Origin of the sequence: Marinilactibacillus piezotolerans (assembly GCF_900114235.1) — a bacterium.
Classification (GTDB): domain Bacteria; phylum Bacillota; class Bacilli; order Lactobacillales; family Carnobacteriaceae_A; genus Marinilactibacillus; species Marinilactibacillus piezotolerans.
This window is the reverse complement of record NZ_FOSJ01000016.1, coordinates 1-16,413: the sequence shown is the minus strand read 5'-3', so window position 1 is coordinate 16,413 and position 16,413 is coordinate 1. Positions and strand designations below refer to the sequence as shown.

Sequence of the window (16,413 nt, the reverse complement as noted above, 5' to 3'; positions counted from 1 at the left end):
TTATAAATAAGCCTTTTGGATATTTGAACAGAACACATGATTCTATCCGCCAGGTTTAATAAGCAAAAAAATAAATACCTGATAGAACCATTCGATTTATGATACACTTTAACCGACAAAATACCCCAAATTAAAATAATGAATAGAGGAAACAACATGATAGCAAAAACAGAAGAAGATTTTAATGGATTAAAAGAAATCGGCAAAATTTGCGGATCCATTCGTGACGCATTAGTGGCGCATACAAAAGCGGGTATAACGACGAACGAGCTGGATGAAATGGCAAAAGACCTTTTTGAAAAGGCTGGAGCTCAGTCTGCCCCTAAAGGAGAATACAACTTTCCCGGGTATACTTGTATCAGCGTAAATAAAGAAGTAGCGCATGGTATTCCTGGTAATCGAATCATTCAAAAAGGTGACTTGGTCAATATTGATGTTTCCGGTTCTAAAGACGGTTACTTTGGGGACACGGGTGTTTCATTTGTCGTCGGAAAAGGGGATCCTGATGCACATAAGGTGTGTGAAGTCGTAAAAGAAGCTTTCGAAGCGGGACTTGCAAAGGCAAAACCTGGTTCAAACGCCAGCGGACTCGGAAAAGCGGCACATAATGTTGCCAGAAAACATAACTTGACCGTCATCAAAAATCTGACTGGTCACGGCATCGGGCGTTCTATCCATGAATCACCCAACCATATTTTCAATTACTACACTCGTTATGACGATACGCTATTAAAAGAAGGTATGGTCATTGCATGGGAACCTTTTATCTCTACCTCTGAAGAAGAAGTTTTTGAAGGCGATGACGGATGGACTTTTTTAGTCAAAGACAGCTATGTCGCTCAATATGAGCATACAATCATTCTTTCAAAATCTGGCCCAATCATTACGACGCTGTAGTCAGCAGACACTTTCTGGATGATTGAAGCGAGCTTTTTAACTGAAATCACAAAATAAAAAATAGGCTTTGCTGGCATTTAATCAGCGAAGCCTATTTTTTGATTACTATTTTACAGATACCGTTTTTTCTGGTACTTCTAGTATTTCCGGATGATGTGCTTCGTACTCGTCTAACAATGCACGAACCTCATTGGTGGTGACGGTTTCCATCAATTTTGTTCTCAACTCGCTGGCACCTTTTATTCCGCGGACGTAGATTTTGAAGAAACGACGCAGCGGTTTGAATGAACGTCCGTCTTCAACAGAATACTGATCAAACAAATCCAGATGCATTCTTAAAAGATCCAGCAGTTCTTTGCCGCTGTGCTCTCTAGGTTCTTTTTCAAAAGCGTGCGGATTTGTGAAGACTCCGCGTCCAATCATGACTCCGTCGACACCGTATTTTTCAACCAGCTCCAAGCCGGTTTTGCGGTCAGGAATATCTCCATTAATCGTAAGTAAGGTGTCGGGAGCGATTTCGTCTCTCAGTTGCTTGAGATCTCCAATCATTTCCCAGTGTGCATCATACTTGCTCATTTCATTTCTGGTTCTTAAATGAATCGACAAGTTGACGATATCTTGTTTCAACAAATGTGTAATCCACTCGCGCCACTCATCTAACTTCGCATAACCCAGTCTTGTTTTCACGCTGACTGGAAGTCCTCCAGCTTTTGCTGCTTCAATCAGTTCAGCAGCGACTTCTGGACGCTTGATCAGACCGCTTCCTTTTCCTTTTTTAGCCACGTTCGGTACCGGGCAGCCCATGTTGATATCGATTCCTTTGAAACCTGCTTCCGCCATCCCGATACTCATTTCACGGAAAAATTCCGGCTGGTCTCCCCAGATATGCGCCACGATCGGTTGTTCATCTTCTGTAAAGGTCAGACGTCCGCGTACACTATTGCGTCCTTCTGGGTGGCAGTAGCTCACTGTATTCGTAAACTCCGTAAAAAAGACATCCGGTCTGCCGGCTTCAGCGATGACATGTCTGAAGACAACGTCCGTGACATCCTCCATTGGTGCCAAGACGAAAAACGGCTTCGGCAAGTCTTTCCAAAAATTATTTTCCATATTTAATAACGAATCCTTTCTTATTCAAATCCACTATTCTGTTCATTTAAATAGGTAAGTTCATCTTTCAATTTACCTAGACTAACTCTATCTATTTTAGCTGTTATAGCGATTTTGTCAAATGAACTTTGAATAAATAAGTCGATTGACTTTTATAAGGAAGTATAATGAAGTGAACAATCAACCATACTTTTTCTGATGAGCCCTTTTCATTTCCAGGTATGCTTTATCTTCGCGGACAATCTTCCACTTTTCCTCAAAGATTGCTGCTGACTCAGCTTTTTCTTCATTGATTTCCCGCTCTTTTACTTCACCGTTCTCGTCGTATTTTTTCCCGCCTTTATAGTTTGCATAGCGGCGCGAGCGGGTATAGCCCATCTGCAAAAATTTCCTGGCCATATCCATTCCGACAAAGTCCTCTGCTTCTTTGTAATCCAGATACATTTGATAAATTTTTTCAGATGATTTCTTGGCAATCTCAGGTGTCTTGAAGCGCCAGTGCGGCAGGATCTCACCTTTGTACGGCTCGACCATCAGTACACCCTGCTCGCCGCGTCCGATTCTATACAGCTCGGGTTGCTCGCGAAAATCAATTTTGTCGAAGTCCAAATCATAGTTAAAAGCCATATGCCATTCCTCTTTTCACTCATCTGATATTTTTTACTCGTATTTTCATCATATCATCCAGCAGCAGAATGATTGAGTAAGAGACCTTGTGACAAGATAGTGATAATAGCAACTGTATAGATACTCATTCAGCTTTCCTTATTTTAATCAGTGATAGAAAAATAATAATGACAATGCCCACCACTACTAGCTCCGTCTCTATCAGCACGAGTCTTATATCACAAAAATTACCCAATCCGCTTACCGCAGCGACAGTCGCCAGTTCCATTGTAGATTTCAATGTAGTGAAAGCCGTCATCAACTGACCGATTTTGTGCTCAGGCAAGACGAATTGGATCAAAGTGTAAAAGCCAGTATGGATGTACGTCAGCGCGAAAAAATCAGGAAGACAAGAAAAAAGATACTTTCCAATTGGAGAGTATCTTTCACTGCGTGTCGAGAGCTGGATGCTGGATTCAACAATATTCTTCATTTTTCAATTGTTTTCTTATCAATTTGACTGTCTCTGTATCTGTAGCAGTTCCTAATTCAAAGTGTTGTTGGTAAGTTTCATGTCCTTTACCTGTTACGACGATGATCGTCGGGCCAGCAGCTGCAGCTGCAGCTTTATAAACAGCACGCGTTCGATCCATTTCTACGACAATACTCTTATCTAGATATTTTTTATACTCTTCTTTCATTTCTTCTTCAGGTACTTTGTTCAAATCGTCTAAAGTTAAAATCGTTTTGTCGCTTCTTTTAGAAGAGACCTCAATCATTTTATTTCGTTTCGTTATATCTCTATTTCCTCTAAATCCAAAAATATGGATCAGATGATACTTTGGATAAATTTCCCTTACCGTTTTCAGCAGCAGATCTACAGCTTCAGCAGTATGAGCATAATCGACTACTGAATAGACTTCATCCTTTATTAAATAGCTCTCAAATCTTCCCGCTATCTGTTCAATATCTTGTATCCAATCATTTACTTGATCAAATGACTTACCCATATCATAAACAACTGATCCTGCCATTATTGTATTGATTACATTATAAGTTCCTGGCAGCGGAGATTTCACCTTATAAGTATCCTGTTCTATTGATATCATACCATTCGTCTTTAGAATTTCATCTATTTGAATATTAGCATTATTCTTACTTCCGACTGTCAGTACTTCCTGACCTTCTTGTTCTAACAAGTTTTTAAGTTTCATTCCCCAGTCATCGTCTGTATAGACGATGGCTTTCCCATTGCTTTTCAAATATGAGAATAATCGTTTTTTTGAATAAAAATAGTCTTCCATTGTATTGTGATAATCTAAGTGATCATGTTGCAAATTCATAAATAACGCATAGTCGAATTCTAGACCTTCCATACGGTGCTGAGCTAAGCCTTGAGAGGAAACTTCAATGACTACTGCTTCATCATCAGATTGCGATAACTGTTCTTGAATGAAGCATGATGGCGGAGTAGTCAATGCACTTTTAGTTCGAACACCATTTACTTCATTGAAAATTGTCCCAAAGTAACTTACCCGATAGCCTATTTTTTTCAATAAGTGCTGAATAAATAATGATGTCGTTGTTTTTCCATTCGTACCTGTAACCCCTATAACTAATTTATCGCGGCTGGGGAATCCATAAAAAGCCGCAGCCAACTGACCTAATACTTTTCTTGAATTATCTACTTGAATATAAGGAACAGAAATCTGTTCAGCCGGATATTCTCCAATCACAACAGCAGCGCCTCGTTCGACTGCTTCCTCTATAAAATCATGACCATCCACTTCATGTCCTTTTACTGCAATAAACAGATACCCTGCTTTTACTTTAGTAGAACTTTCTGTTATCCCTGTGATATCCTTATTTTCTGTCGAGTTTTGAAGTTCAGTAACAGAGCTGAGCTTTGATAACTTGTAGAGTTCCATCTTCCTTCTCCTTAACCTTAATAAATCTATAATCAATATTCCTTTATTTTTATTAAAACAATATGGTTGTAACTTACTTTTTTTACATTCCTAACGATAAAGTAAAAAAGTCTTTACTTCAACTAAAAGAAATAAATAACAAGAACAACTTTATACATATAATTTGCAGTTCAGTTTAAATACTTAAATTCATCATTTAATGAGTTAATTTGTCATCATGATTTGCATATAACTGCTGCAACAAAATTAATCATTTAAAGCTGCAGGTAAAATAAAAAGCTGATTTTGAACAGGAGTTTGTTCAGAACCAGCTTTTCTATTATTAACTTCTCAATCCGCGGCCTTTTTCAATCAGGTACCAGCAGATTGCATACAATACTACGATGAATATGATGAGAATAGCTATTGATAGTAAAACAGGTACGTCGATTACGCCAAGGAATCCGTAACGGAATCCTGAAACCATATAAACGATCGGATTGACCTGAGAAACTGTCTGCCAGAATGGCGGTAGTGTCGAGATCGCGTAGAATACTCCACCTAGATAAGTCAGCGGTTGTAAGACAAATGTTGGTACGATCGATACATCATCGAATGATTGAGCAAAAATTCCGTTCAGCAATCCTGCTAATGAAAATAATGTCGAGGTCATTAATAGTGTTAGAATGACCATAAACCAGGAGTACACTTGAAGCGGTACAAACAAGAGTGAAATGATCGTTACCAGTGTACCAACAAGTATACTTCTGCCGAGTCCGCCAATCACGAATCCCCACATAATGACATGTGTCGGTACTGGCGCAATCAGCAGTTCTTCAATATTCTTCTGAAACTTTTGAGAGAAAAATGATGAAGAAACATTGGAATAAGAACTGGTAATGACAGACATCATGATCAGACCCGGAACGATAAATTCCATGTAAGAGAAGCCTTCCATCTGTCCAATTCGTTCTCCGATCAAATTTCCGAAAATAACAAAGTATAGTGATGTTGTGATAACTGGTGGTACTAATGTCTGTACCCAGATACGCAAATAGCGGTTTGTTTCCTTGACCGCCAGACTTTTCAGTGCGGTTAAATAAAGATTAAACATGTGCAGCCTCCACTTGATTTTCTTCTGTGATCTTCAGGAACAGTTCTTCTAAACGATTGGATTTATTCCGCATCGAAAGAACTTTTATTCCTTGTTGTGTAAGCTGGTTGAAGACCTCATTGATTCCCTGATTCCGCTCCACTTCAACTTCAAGTGTATTTTCATCTACCAGCGTGCTAGTATACCCTTTGATCTCGGGTGCCTGAGTATGATCGTCCAGATCAAAAATGAACGTTTCAAACTGCAGTTTTGCAAGCAGTGATTTCATGGTGGTATTTTCAATCAGTTCGCCTTTTTGAATGATTCCGATATTGCGGCACAGCATTTCTGCTTCTTCCAGATAATGGGTCGTCAGGATAATGGTGGTTCCGTTCTGATTCAATTCTTTCAGGAAAGTCCACATTTCCCGGCGCAGCTCGATATCCACGCCCGCTGTCGGTTCATCTAATATCAGTAAACGAGGTTCATGCATCAATGCGCGTGCAATCATCAAACGCCGCTTCATTCCGCCAGACAGCATACGAGCACGTTCATTCCGTTTTTCCCACAAGTCAGATTGCTTCAAGTATTTTTCACTGCGCTTCAACGCTTCTTTACGCGATACACCATAATATCCCGCTTGATTGACGACGATCTGTTGTACGGTCTCAAATGGATTGAAGTTGAATTCCTGCGGCACTAATCCAATCTGTTGTTTTAAGCGGACTAAATCCGTATCCAAATCATACCCAAGTACATTTACCTTTCCAGAAGTCTTATTCACGAGTGAGGTAATAATACCGATTGTTGTTGATTTTCCGGCACCGTTTGGACCTAATAGCGCATAGAAGTCTCCTTCTTCTACGGTCAGGTCAATGCCTCGCAGAGCTTCAACCCCGGTTCCATAGACTTTTCTCAAGTCTTTTATTTCTAGTGCATATGTCATGTACGAACAATCTCCTTAAACTTTGATGCTTTATTTTAACATGGAATGACTTATTATTTGTATAAAAGATCATTAATCGGATTATTATTTTCATTTAACGGCAGAGGAATTACTATATTCAATCCTCTTTACTGTCAGTATTTCTTTTTAAGGAGAATGAGACCACTTCCGTGCAGCACAGTCGGCAGAACTAGTTGCAATATCTCTTTTGGAACTAGTTAATCTGAAATACTTGCACGAACTGGTTCTAATAGGGGGATTGCGACCACTTCCTTGCAGCACAGTTGTCAGAACTAGTCGCAATATCCTTTTTGGAACCAGTTAATCTGGAATACGCGCACGAACTGGTTCTAATATGGAGATTGCGATCACTTTGGTACCGCACAGTCATCAAACCTAGTCGCTAACGAACGAAATATAATAGAATTTTAGAAAAACAAACTGCAGAGATGTACTTGCTATACAATTCGTTATGCTATACTTAGTCCACCTTTTACTAACAGAAGGAGCAAACTTGAACCAGAGGTGGAGGTTGAAATGAAACCTGATCAGGAAACGTTACTCAATACGCTGTACAACCTTATTCTGAATCCGGCGACTCGGAACTTTGAGCGTTCTATACTGCAGTCTGCTAAAGATACGTTAGATGACGATAGAAATCTGAACCGCCACTTGGCAGAAATTGAGGCTCAATTGCGTCCGCTGGCTTTAAGGAACAATCTAACGCCGGACGTGATGGATTTTTATAACCAGATCACGGGAAATGATTCGACGGTTGGTTCATTTGATTTCTCCAACCATCAGCTTGAGAGTGCAGAATATCAGGATTCGGCTACCTTTGCTGGAGGCTGTTTCTGGTGCATGGTCGAACCCTTTGAAGAACGGAATGGAATCCTATCTGTCTTATCCGGATATACCGGAGGAGATTTTGAGAACCCCAACTATGACCAGGTAGTGGGTCAGTATACCGGTCATGTAGAAGCCGTGGAAATCCTTTTTGATAAACGGTTGATTGAATATGAAGAACTGTTGGACATTTTCTGGAAATTAACGGATCCAACAGATGCTTCCGGTCAGTTCCAGGACCGCGGGGAACAGTATCGTTCAATCATCTTTGTCAAAGATGAAGAACAGCGGTTGACCGCTGAACGTTCCAAGCTGCAGCTGGAGGAATCTCATACGTTCAAACAGCCGATCGTGACTGAAATCAAATCCGCCGGAACCTTCTGGCCGGCTGAAAATTATCATCAGCAGTTTTATAAGAAGAACCCAAAGCGGCATAAAGGCATGTGGAAATCTCATAAACAGTTTCTGTTCTTTAGACGGCTGCAAGCCAAACTATACTACGGACTCAAACGGTTCAGAAAATAGCTTAACCCATGATTTTAATACAAGCAAAAAGGACGTTGGTGAAAAATCCCAGCGTCCTTTACTCATTCTATCCTTTTAAAATAAAATAGATTTAAATCTGTTCTTCAGTATCTACGTTTGATTCTTTTAATCCATTATTCCCTCTGCGTTTATGCACATGCACGTCTAATCCTTCTTGTTCCAGGAATTGACTGAACGGGACGAGCTCTTCTGCTTCATAACGTTCTTTAAATTGATTGATATCTTCTTCTGAATATAATTTCGGATCCAGTTTCAGTTTTTCTACTGGAATCGGACGGTCGTCACTGACTTTTAAATCGATGACCACAGTACGTCCTGATTTTTCCAGCTCAACAGCTTTCTGGAAGACTTCCTCGAGCTCACTGATTTCTCTTACCGTGAATCCGACAGCACCCAGCCCTTCGCCGACTTTGGCATAATCAGCTGACTGAAAATCGACACCATAGTAATAATGGTTAGTGTCTTCCTGTTCTGCTTTGATAAACGCATACTCGTCATTTGAGAATACAACATGAATGCTCGGCAGTTTATGCTGAACAGTCGTGATAATGTCTTGCATCACCATCGCAAATGCACCTTCACCAGTCAGATCCCATACTTGTCTATCCGGGAAATTTTTCTTGGCGGCAATGGCACCAGGTAGCCCATTTCCCATTGTCGCGAATACGCCTGATGTTCTCCACATATTCTTCGGTGTCATTTTCAAATGACGGATAGAAGTTTGTGTGGTATTCCCAACATCTGTAGAATAGATGGCATCTTCATCTGCCACTTTATTGATTGCTTTGTAGGCTTGATAGACTTGTAATTTGCCTTCTGTTTTATTTTCCAGCTTATTGATATAAGCAGCCCAGTTTTTGATATTATTCAAGTTTGCACGATACCAGCCGCTCTCTGGTTTCTCAGAGATTTTATCTGTAATAGAACGAATTGCTGCGCCTGCATCTCCCAGAATCGATGCATCGACTGGATGTCTTTTTCCTAGTTTATATGGATCTATATCGATTTGGATAAATTTCTTAACGTGATCAAATACACCCGTCACTTCAGTAAACGGATAGTTACTTCCAGCAAACAGTACGGCATCTGCTTCTTCAAACACTTCTACTGCCGGTTTTCTAGCAACCCGGTTAGCAGAACCAAGTAATGCCTCAAAATCATGCGGGAATGTATCGTAATTGATTCCTGTAACAGCTACGGGTGCTTTCAGCTTGCGAGATAATTCCATAACAGCTTCCCCATTACCGCGTGTTCCGATTCCGGCATAAATAACGGGACGCTCCGCATTTTCCAGAATTTCAACTGCTGCCTCGATATCTTTTTCATCTGGAACTGGATATGGTAATTCACGGTGAGCACTTGCGGATGAATACCAGCTGTCTTCTTCAATTTCGACCCAGCCATAACTGACCGGTACCTCCACGCAGGCTACTCCATTACGCGTAATCGCTGTTCGAATTGCTTCATCGATTATTTTCGGTAATTGTTCCGGATACGCTACTCGTCGATTATAAACTGCAACATCCGCAAATACCGGATTGTGATTCATTTCTTGAAAAGCATCCATATTAATCTCATTCTCAGCACGTTGTCCAATAATCGCCAGCATGGGTACCCCGTCTTCGCGTGCATCATATAGCCCGTTCATTAAATGCGTCGCACCCGGTCCACCTGATCCTAAAGCTACTCCAATTTTCCCATTAAATTTATACTGCATGGATGCGGCCAATGCTCCGACTTCTTCATGACGCACTTGGATAAAGTCCATATTCGTTTCTTCATGCTTCAAGGCATCCATCCAAGAGTTCAAAGATCCTGCCGGTATTCCGTAGATCTGTTCTACTCCCCAGTTTTCTAATACCTTGATCGCGGCAACCCCTGCTTCGATTTTACCAGTTTGTTTATTCATAATTCTCCATTCCTCCTGTCATTAAAAAAATTCTTCATTATTAGTATATATTCAGTAGTCTAGCTTATTAATTAAGCTAAACTATCATCATGAGAAAATAAACTCTTCTCCTTACATCCCTTACCTTACACCCACTCAGTTTTTCATTCAATTATTTTGAATTTGCAGCACCATATCGTAATGAATCTAGTCTGTTTAGTAAGAAACACAATCTATTTAGTCATTCCCTGAGCGAATCAAAGGAATATGTTTAGAAAAAGACTAACATTTTTTCTAAGACTTCTTCTGTAAATTTCATTAAAAACCCAAAAGTCGAACTTTCAAATCTGACTTTTAGAATGTTATTATCCAAACTCACTCTAAAATAACTCTACTAATATGCTATAGATTTTAATAATTAAGGCTGTTTCAAAAAATCTAATTTTATTAACAGAAGTCGCATTGAGTTTTATTTTTTATCGCGCTCACTGTATCATTCTATAGATATTTGAGATGAAATAATTTATGTAATGTATGACCTGTTTTCTTGTATGAAGATAACAATCGTATCCCTTAAACATAAAACTACTCCTAGAAAATATTCTAGGAGCAGTTCTTAAGCATGATATCATCAGTATATTAGATAAATTTATTTATTTCGAAAGCGGTCAATTTTATCTATGACCGACTGTTTCACTTCATCGCTGGTAAACGCATGCTGCATTGCTGTTATATTCAACTCTTTGATTTCCTGAGCAGTTAATTGAAAATGTTCTGCACATAACATGAATTCATCCGTCAAAGTCGTATCAGAGACAGTGCGATTATCTGTGTTGATACTGATCGGTACATTTTGATCCAAAAACGTTCTAAGCGGATAATCTTCCCAGCCAGTGACAGCGCCTGTCTGCAAGTTACTGGTTGGGCAGAGCTCAAGAAGGATATCTCTGTCCTTAACACTCGCAATGGCATCAACATTATTTTGTATAGCTACGCCATGTCCGATTCGTGTCGCTCCTAATGCTATCGCAGTTAGTACATTCTCATAACTACCTGTTTCTCCTGAATGCATCGTCAACTGCATACCCGATGCCACTCCAGTTCTAACAGCAGACTCAACGCATTCATTTGGAAAATTCCCTTCATCTCCAGCTACATCGATTCCACTCACTAGTTCTACCTGCAGGTTGTGTATCTCTTCGAACAGTTGAGTATTTCTTTCTTCTGAGTGATGGCGCAAAGCACATGCTAGAATAGTAACGATGATAGGAAATTCAGCGGTTGCCTGCTCTATACCTTTGCAGACTGCTTCGATAACTTGTCTGGTCGTTAACCCTTCTCTCTGATGCAGCAATGGTCCAAATCTCATTTCCAGATAAACCACATTTTCCTGATGTGCTGCTCTTGCAACTGCATAAGCTGCTTTCGTCAGATTATCTTCACTTTGCAGAACAGGTAAAACAGCATCAAAAGTGGACAAATAATCATTTAGATCGGCACATACTGCTGGTGCCACAGCATGATTCATCCAATTCTCTGGTAATCCTGCTTCTTCAGCCAATTCTTTTAAAGTCTCTATAGGTATAGATCCGTCTAGATGACAATGCAATTCTACCTTCGGTAATGATTTAATCCACTCTCTATTCATTATTACTCTCCTGCTTTCAGTTCCTTTTACCTTTGAACTATATTTTAAAGACTATCATATCAGATTACTTCACTCATTAACAAATTTTATTTGTATATTCTAACAAAATCATTCGCTTTTATTTTCTGTTTTATAATTATTTCACTTTAATAAATAATTTTAAACATTTATAAACGAATAATCGTCCCTTTAAAATATCTGTAAATGTATATAGAAAAAAAGATTATTTATACAATTTATGTAAAAAAGCATCTCTCCTATGAAAGATGCTTTTACAAGACTCGAACTGATTACCTTTGCTTTCTATGTGTTCGTTTTCGTTCATTTTAATTATTGAAACTAGAAAATGATATTAAATCCATCTGCAGTTGATTGACTATTACAAAATTCTACCCTAACTGAATAATAGATTCTTTCTATGTGAAAGTCGTAATCTTCTCTGCATCTAATCGTATTGAATTATAGCCTGCCTCTACAGCTTTTCCAATCGATATTATCATTACTGGAATGTATCGGTCCTTGTCTAATCCAAATGCTCCTGCCAGAAGATTATGTTCAAAGCCACCAATTGGGTTTGTATCGTATCCATGACTGCGGGCAACAAGCATGAACTGCATCGCTGCTAAGCTTGAATCAACTTTTATAACATCCCTCATTCTTTGTCTTGTAAAGTTTTTATAATGCGGAATGATTACAGCTAACTGTTCATCTCGAACTTCCGGAGACATTTTCCCTTCTGCTACTGCTCTATTATAAATTTGTTCCCCATATTCGTAGCACTGCATATCACCAAAAATCAGAACCATTGCTGATGAGGTATCATTCTGTCTTTTATTAAAACGAATCAGTGGTCTCAGATTTGCTTTCTCTTCTTCAGTTTCTACAACTACAAAACGCCACGGCTGCATGTTAACTGATGAAGGAGCCGTTGTTGACTCTTGAATCATCTCCAGCATTTCTTCATGAGAAATTTTAACCTTTTCATCATATACCCGAATCGATTTTCTGTTAAAAATTATATCTGAAAAATCGTTATTCATTGTCATCTTAAAACCTCTTTTTTAATTGAGTCATTTCTTTGTTTACTGTGATAATTGCTTTGCTTCTAAGAACTACCGAACTATCTTAACATTTTAGAAAATTTTTTAACCAATTATTTTAAAAACAGCTGATTTCGAACATAAAGCTACTCAAAATCAGCATTAATACAGAATCTTTTCAGTTAACTTCTTAACCCTCGGCCTCTTTCAATCAAGTACCAGCAAATCGCATATAATGCTATGATAAAAATGACTAGTATTCCCATAGATACCATGATTGGCACATCAATCACACCTAGAAATCCGTAACGGAACCCAGAAATCATATAAACGATCGGATTAACTTTTGAAATTGTCTGCCAGAACGGTGGTAACATAGAGATAGAGTAAAAGACCCCTCCAAGATAAGTTAAAGGCTGTAACACAAAAGTCGGTACAATGGATACATCATCAAATGACTGAGCGAAGATTCCATTTAATAATCCTGCTAACGAGAATAAAATGGATGTCATAAGCAATGTCAGAATAATAATCAACCAGGAATAAACCTGAAGCGGTACAAAGAATAGAGAAATAACAGTAACTAATATGCCTACTAGAATACTCCTTCCTAGTCCCCCAAAGACGAATCCCCACATGATGACATGGGTTGGTACCGGTGCAATCAATAATTCTTCAATATTCTTCTGAAATTTCTGAGAGAAAAATGATGACGATACATTGGAATAAGAACTGGTAATGACAGACATCATAATTAGTCCAGGAACGATAAATTCCATATAGGAGAATCCTTCCATCTGACCGATTCGTCCTCCAATCAGATTTCCAAAGATAACAAAATATAGCGATGTTGTGATTACTGGCGGCACTAACGTTTGTACCCAAATACGCAAATAACGATTAGTTTCTTTTACTGCCAGACTTTTTAAAGCTGTAAAATAAAGATTAAACATTTTTTTCCTCCACTGGATGTTTTTCTTCTGTGATTTTCAAGAATAGCTCTTCTAATCTGTTTGATTTATTACGCATAGAAAGAACTTTTATTCCTTTTTTACTAAGCTGCTCAAATAGTTCATTGATTCCCTGGTTACGTTCGACTTCTACAACAAGTGTATTTTCATCTTCGAGGTAACTCGTATATCCAGTGATTTCAGGCTTATTAGTAGAAGGTGCTAAATCAAAGATAAATGTTTCAAACTGGAGTTTTGCCAGCAGGGATTTCATGCTGGTATTTTCAATCAGTTCACCTGACTGGATGATTCCGATATTACGACAAAGCATTTCTGCTTCTTCCAGGTAATGTGTCGTCAGGATAATCGTTGTTCCATTTCTATTCAATTCTCTCAGGAAAGTCCACATCTCCCGTCTTAATTCGATGTCCACTCCCGCTGTTGGTTCATCTAAAATCAGCAAACGCGGCTCATGCATCAAGGCACGGGCAATCATCAAGCGACGTTTCATCCCCCCTGAAAGCATCCTAGCACGAACATTGCGCTTTTCCCACAAATCCGACTGTTTAAGATATTTTTCGCTGCGCTCCATTGCCTCTTTACGTGAAACACCGTAATAACCAGCCTGATTGACAACGATTTGTTGAACTGTTTCAAATGGATTAAAGTTAAATTCTTGAGGAACTAGACCAATCTGCTGTTTCATACGTACCAGATCAGAATCCAGATCATAGTCGAAAACCTTTACTTTTCCAGAAGTTTTATTGACGAGTGAAGTAATAATTCCAATTGTTGTTGATTTCCCAGCACCATTAGGACCTAAAAGCGCATAAAAATCCCCTTCTTCTACAGTTAAATCAATACCCCGCAGCGCCTCGACGCCTGAGGCATAGACTTTTTTTAAATCTTTTATCTCAAGTGCATTTGTCATTTAATAATGATCCCCTTATAAATGTGATGCTTTATTTTATCATGGATCTGCTGATAATTATTAAAAAAAGGTATTTTCTCATTTTTAGTAAGTAAACGAACTGAATATTGAATACATAGAATAAATGTATAAATTTCATTCAAATCCTACTTATTATCTAAACAAAAAATATTTTTGCCCTTTATTACTTTTTATCTTTTGTAAGTTGAGATTTACTTTACAGGGAGTTACTAATTAAAATATCCCTACAGATTTAATAAAGCTTTGCTTTATTATAATTGGTTCTAATAATCAAATTTCTGAAAGCCTGCAACTATATATGTTTACCTGAATAATTCATAGATCTAAATTCAAGCTTTTTTTTTGAAGAAATTGCCCATTTTTAAATTAGGCAGATACTTCCTTCCAAAATAATGTGTTTTCGAACAGGATGCCTACGGAAGAAGGTCATAATAAAAAAATTTGTCTATTTAAGGGCAGACGAATCCCTTGAAAAAAATCGGTTTAAAAATTTGTGTGATAACTAGTCTAAATCCATTGTTTGGATCGCCGCAGGCGTTCAAAAACCTTATAAAATTCAGTTTGATACACATGATAGCTTGACAGTTTGAGATAGACCTGTCTCCCAGTTTGAACAAGTTTACCGGCTACTTTAAGCAATGTCAGCCGGATGGAATGGATCGTCATGCCCTGGTTCACTTTATCAAAACCAATGGTTTTTAAAAAATTGACGAGGTTGTATGCAAGGACACTGATCATCATTCTGACATGATTTTCTAAGAAACGCGGGCTATCTGTTTTATCGAAGTAAAAGCCACCTTTCGCTTCTTTGATGAAATTTTCCATTGTTCCACGCTTGCCGTAAAGAGAAAATATGACTTCAGGCGAGACGTTGTCGGATAGATTAGTCACAATAAACGCATGATGAAAAAGCAATTCTCCTCCTTCACGGACGGAACGTATACAGACACGACGGGGTTTCGACCAGGATTGTGCTTGATAAGGTAGTGAAAAATACTGCACTTCTCGCTCTTCCCATTCTTGATTGTCCCCGTAAAGAACAGAGTGTTCAGCTAACTGACTTAACCTCCGATTGCTCTTTAATCGGATAACGTACTGGCTTTCAGTTGCTTCACAAGACTCATACACCTCTGGTGTGGCGAAGCCGCTGTCCCCCCGAACCAATATCTCGGTATGAGGTAACGTGCTCTTGTATTGGTATAACAGCGGGGCGATAAAAGCTTTTACCCCTTTAGATGTGTACTGATTGCCTGAACGCAGTTCAGCTTTTAAGAAATCTCCGGTCAGTCCGTCAAAGGCAACTAATGGGTGATAGCCGTAGGTTTGATAATGGGCATTATAATCTGTTTGTTCTTGGCGTCCAAAGGTATCCGAATGTGTGGAATCGACATCAATGATTAACTCGGTATCATTGCGAATCAAACGCGCTTTATTAATCAGCGACTGATTTAATGCTTGGAGTTGATCGATGTTCTCCTCGGTGAAACGATCCAGAAACCGTGAGATTGACGATTGTGAGGCCAACTGCTTTTTACCGAGTACAGCTTGAAAGACTGGATCCTGTCTTAATAGATTAGCTGATGAGTCTGCCGAGTAACCAGCAATTAACTGCATAATAAGCTGTTCCAATATCGCTAAGTTATGATGGGTAAAATAAGCCCGATGATCTGTGATATGGAGCCATTGTTTAGCTAATTGTGAAAAGCCGAAGGTATTCATCAATTCTTTAACCAGGACTAACCCCGAATCACTTGATAGACGACCACCAGTATGTGAAATAGTGATATTTGAATTGAATTTAACTTGATTTTCGTGTAATCTAGTCATGAGAAGAACTCCTTTCTTATGGTTGGTTTCGTCACCTTTACCATAGCAGAATGGGGTTCTTTTTTCATCACTTAAGGGGTGAAAATAAAAAAGTAATTATCAGACTGCCGTTAGGCAGTTTCAGACGGTTTCAATTAAAAAGTATGAATTATTCAGG

14 protein-coding genes are annotated in these 16,413 nt (G+C 38.8%); 2 read left to right on the top strand and 12 right to left on the bottom strand.

Going from position 1 to position 16,413, the window contains the following annotated elements; translation table 11 throughout:
• The first annotated feature begins 156 nt into the window (after nucleotides 1-156).
• Nucleotides 157-897, top strand: a complete 741-nt coding sequence (map, locus tag BM212_RS05480; protein ID WP_091897058.1) for a type I methionyl aminopeptidase — start codon at nucleotides 157-159, stop codon at nucleotides 895-897.
• A 105-nt stretch (nucleotides 898-1,002) separates the two neighbouring features.
• Here the strand turns inward: map and BM212_RS05475 are convergent, their stop codons facing one another.
• The 6 genes from BM212_RS05475 to BM212_RS05450 all read right to left on the bottom strand — a co-directional run bounded on the left by BM212_RS05475 (nucleotide 1,003) and on the right by BM212_RS05450 (nucleotide 6,559).
• The gene (locus tag BM212_RS05475; protein ID WP_080147274.1) at nucleotides 1,003-2,007 is read right to left on the bottom strand and encodes a tRNA dihydrouridine synthase; all 1,005 of its coding nucleotides are present in this window, start codon (nucleotides 2,005-2,007) and stop codon (nucleotides 1,003-1,005) included.
• Nucleotides 2,008-2,187: 180 nt separating this feature from the next.
• The gene (locus BM212_RS05470) at nucleotides 2,188-2,634 is read right to left on the bottom strand and encodes a DUF4385 domain-containing protein (protein ID WP_072693407.1); all 447 of its coding nucleotides are present in this window, start codon (nucleotides 2,632-2,634) and stop codon (nucleotides 2,188-2,190) included.
• Between the two features lie 124 nt (nucleotides 2,635-2,758).
• Nucleotides 2,759-3,106 carry a hypothetical protein gene (locus BM212_RS05465; RefSeq protein WP_072693408.1) on the bottom strand — a complete coding sequence of 116 codons (348 nt, stop codon included), beginning with the start codon at nucleotides 3,104-3,106 and terminating at the stop codon, nucleotides 2,759-2,761.
• Nucleotides 3,090-4,541, bottom strand: coding sequence for a UDP-N-acetylmuramoyl-L-alanyl-D-glutamate--2,6-diaminopimelate ligase (locus BM212_RS05460; RefSeq protein WP_072693409.1), 1,452 nt, complete (start codon nucleotides 4,539-4,541; stop codon nucleotides 3,090-3,092). The genes BM212_RS05465 and BM212_RS05460 overlap by 17 nt, the downstream gene beginning before the upstream one ends.
• A 322-nt stretch (nucleotides 4,542-4,863) precedes the next feature.
• Nucleotides 4,864-5,634, bottom strand: a complete 771-nt coding sequence (locus BM212_RS05455; RefSeq protein ID WP_072693410.1) for an ABC transporter permease — start codon at nucleotides 5,632-5,634, stop codon at nucleotides 4,864-4,866.
• Entirely contained in the window at nucleotides 5,627-6,559 is a 933-nt protein-coding gene (locus BM212_RS05450) for an ABC transporter ATP-binding protein (protein ID WP_072693411.1), read from the bottom strand. Before BM212_RS05450 ends, BM212_RS05455 begins: the two co-directional genes overlap by 8 nt.
• Before the next feature lie 537 nt (nucleotides 6,560-7,096).
• On the opposite strand from BM212_RS05450, the gene msrA reads away from it, so the two are divergent.
• Complete coding sequence (gene msrA / locus BM212_RS05445; protein WP_072693412.1) at nucleotides 7,097-7,930, top strand: peptide-methionine (S)-S-oxide reductase MsrA; 834 nt, start codon at nucleotides 7,097-7,099, stop codon at nucleotides 7,928-7,930.
• A gap of 91 nt (nucleotides 7,931-8,021) precedes the next feature.
• Here the strand turns inward: msrA and spxB are convergent, their stop codons facing one another.
• The 6 genes from spxB to BM212_RS05415 all read right to left on the bottom strand — a co-directional run bounded on the left by spxB (nucleotide 8,022) and on the right by BM212_RS05415 (nucleotide 16,256).
• Nucleotides 8,022-9,860, bottom strand: a complete 1,839-nt coding sequence (gene spxB, locus BM212_RS05440) for a pyruvate oxidase (RefSeq protein ID WP_091897055.1) — start codon at nucleotides 9,858-9,860, stop codon at nucleotides 8,022-8,024.
• A gap of 628 nt (nucleotides 9,861-10,488) precedes the next feature.
• Nucleotides 10,489-11,487 carry an adenosine deaminase gene (add, locus tag BM212_RS05435; RefSeq protein WP_091897052.1) on the bottom strand — a complete coding sequence of 333 codons (999 nt, stop codon included), beginning with the start codon at nucleotides 11,485-11,487 and terminating at the stop codon, nucleotides 10,489-10,491.
• A gap of 416 nt (nucleotides 11,488-11,903) precedes the next feature.
• Complete coding sequence (locus BM212_RS05430) at nucleotides 11,904-12,533, bottom strand: nitroreductase family protein (protein ID WP_091897049.1); 630 nt, start codon at nucleotides 12,531-12,533, stop codon at nucleotides 11,904-11,906.
• A 176-nt stretch (nucleotides 12,534-12,709) separates the two neighbouring features.
• On the bottom strand, nucleotides 12,710-13,480 hold the full coding sequence (locus BM212_RS05425; RefSeq protein WP_091897045.1) for an ABC transporter permease: 771 nt from the start codon (nucleotides 13,478-13,480) through the stop codon (nucleotides 12,710-12,712).
• Nucleotides 13,473-14,408 (bottom strand): ABC transporter ATP-binding protein, encoded by a 936-nt coding sequence (locus tag BM212_RS05420; protein ID WP_091897041.1) that lies wholly within the window; start codon nucleotides 14,406-14,408, stop codon nucleotides 13,473-13,475. Before BM212_RS05420 ends, BM212_RS05425 begins: the two co-directional genes overlap by 8 nt.
• A 528-nt stretch (nucleotides 14,409-14,936) precedes the next feature.
• Complete coding sequence (locus tag BM212_RS05415; protein WP_056947192.1) at nucleotides 14,937-16,256, bottom strand: IS1380 family transposase; 1,320 nt, start codon at nucleotides 16,254-16,256, stop codon at nucleotides 14,937-14,939.
• Nucleotides 16,257-16,413: the final 157 nt, after the last annotated feature.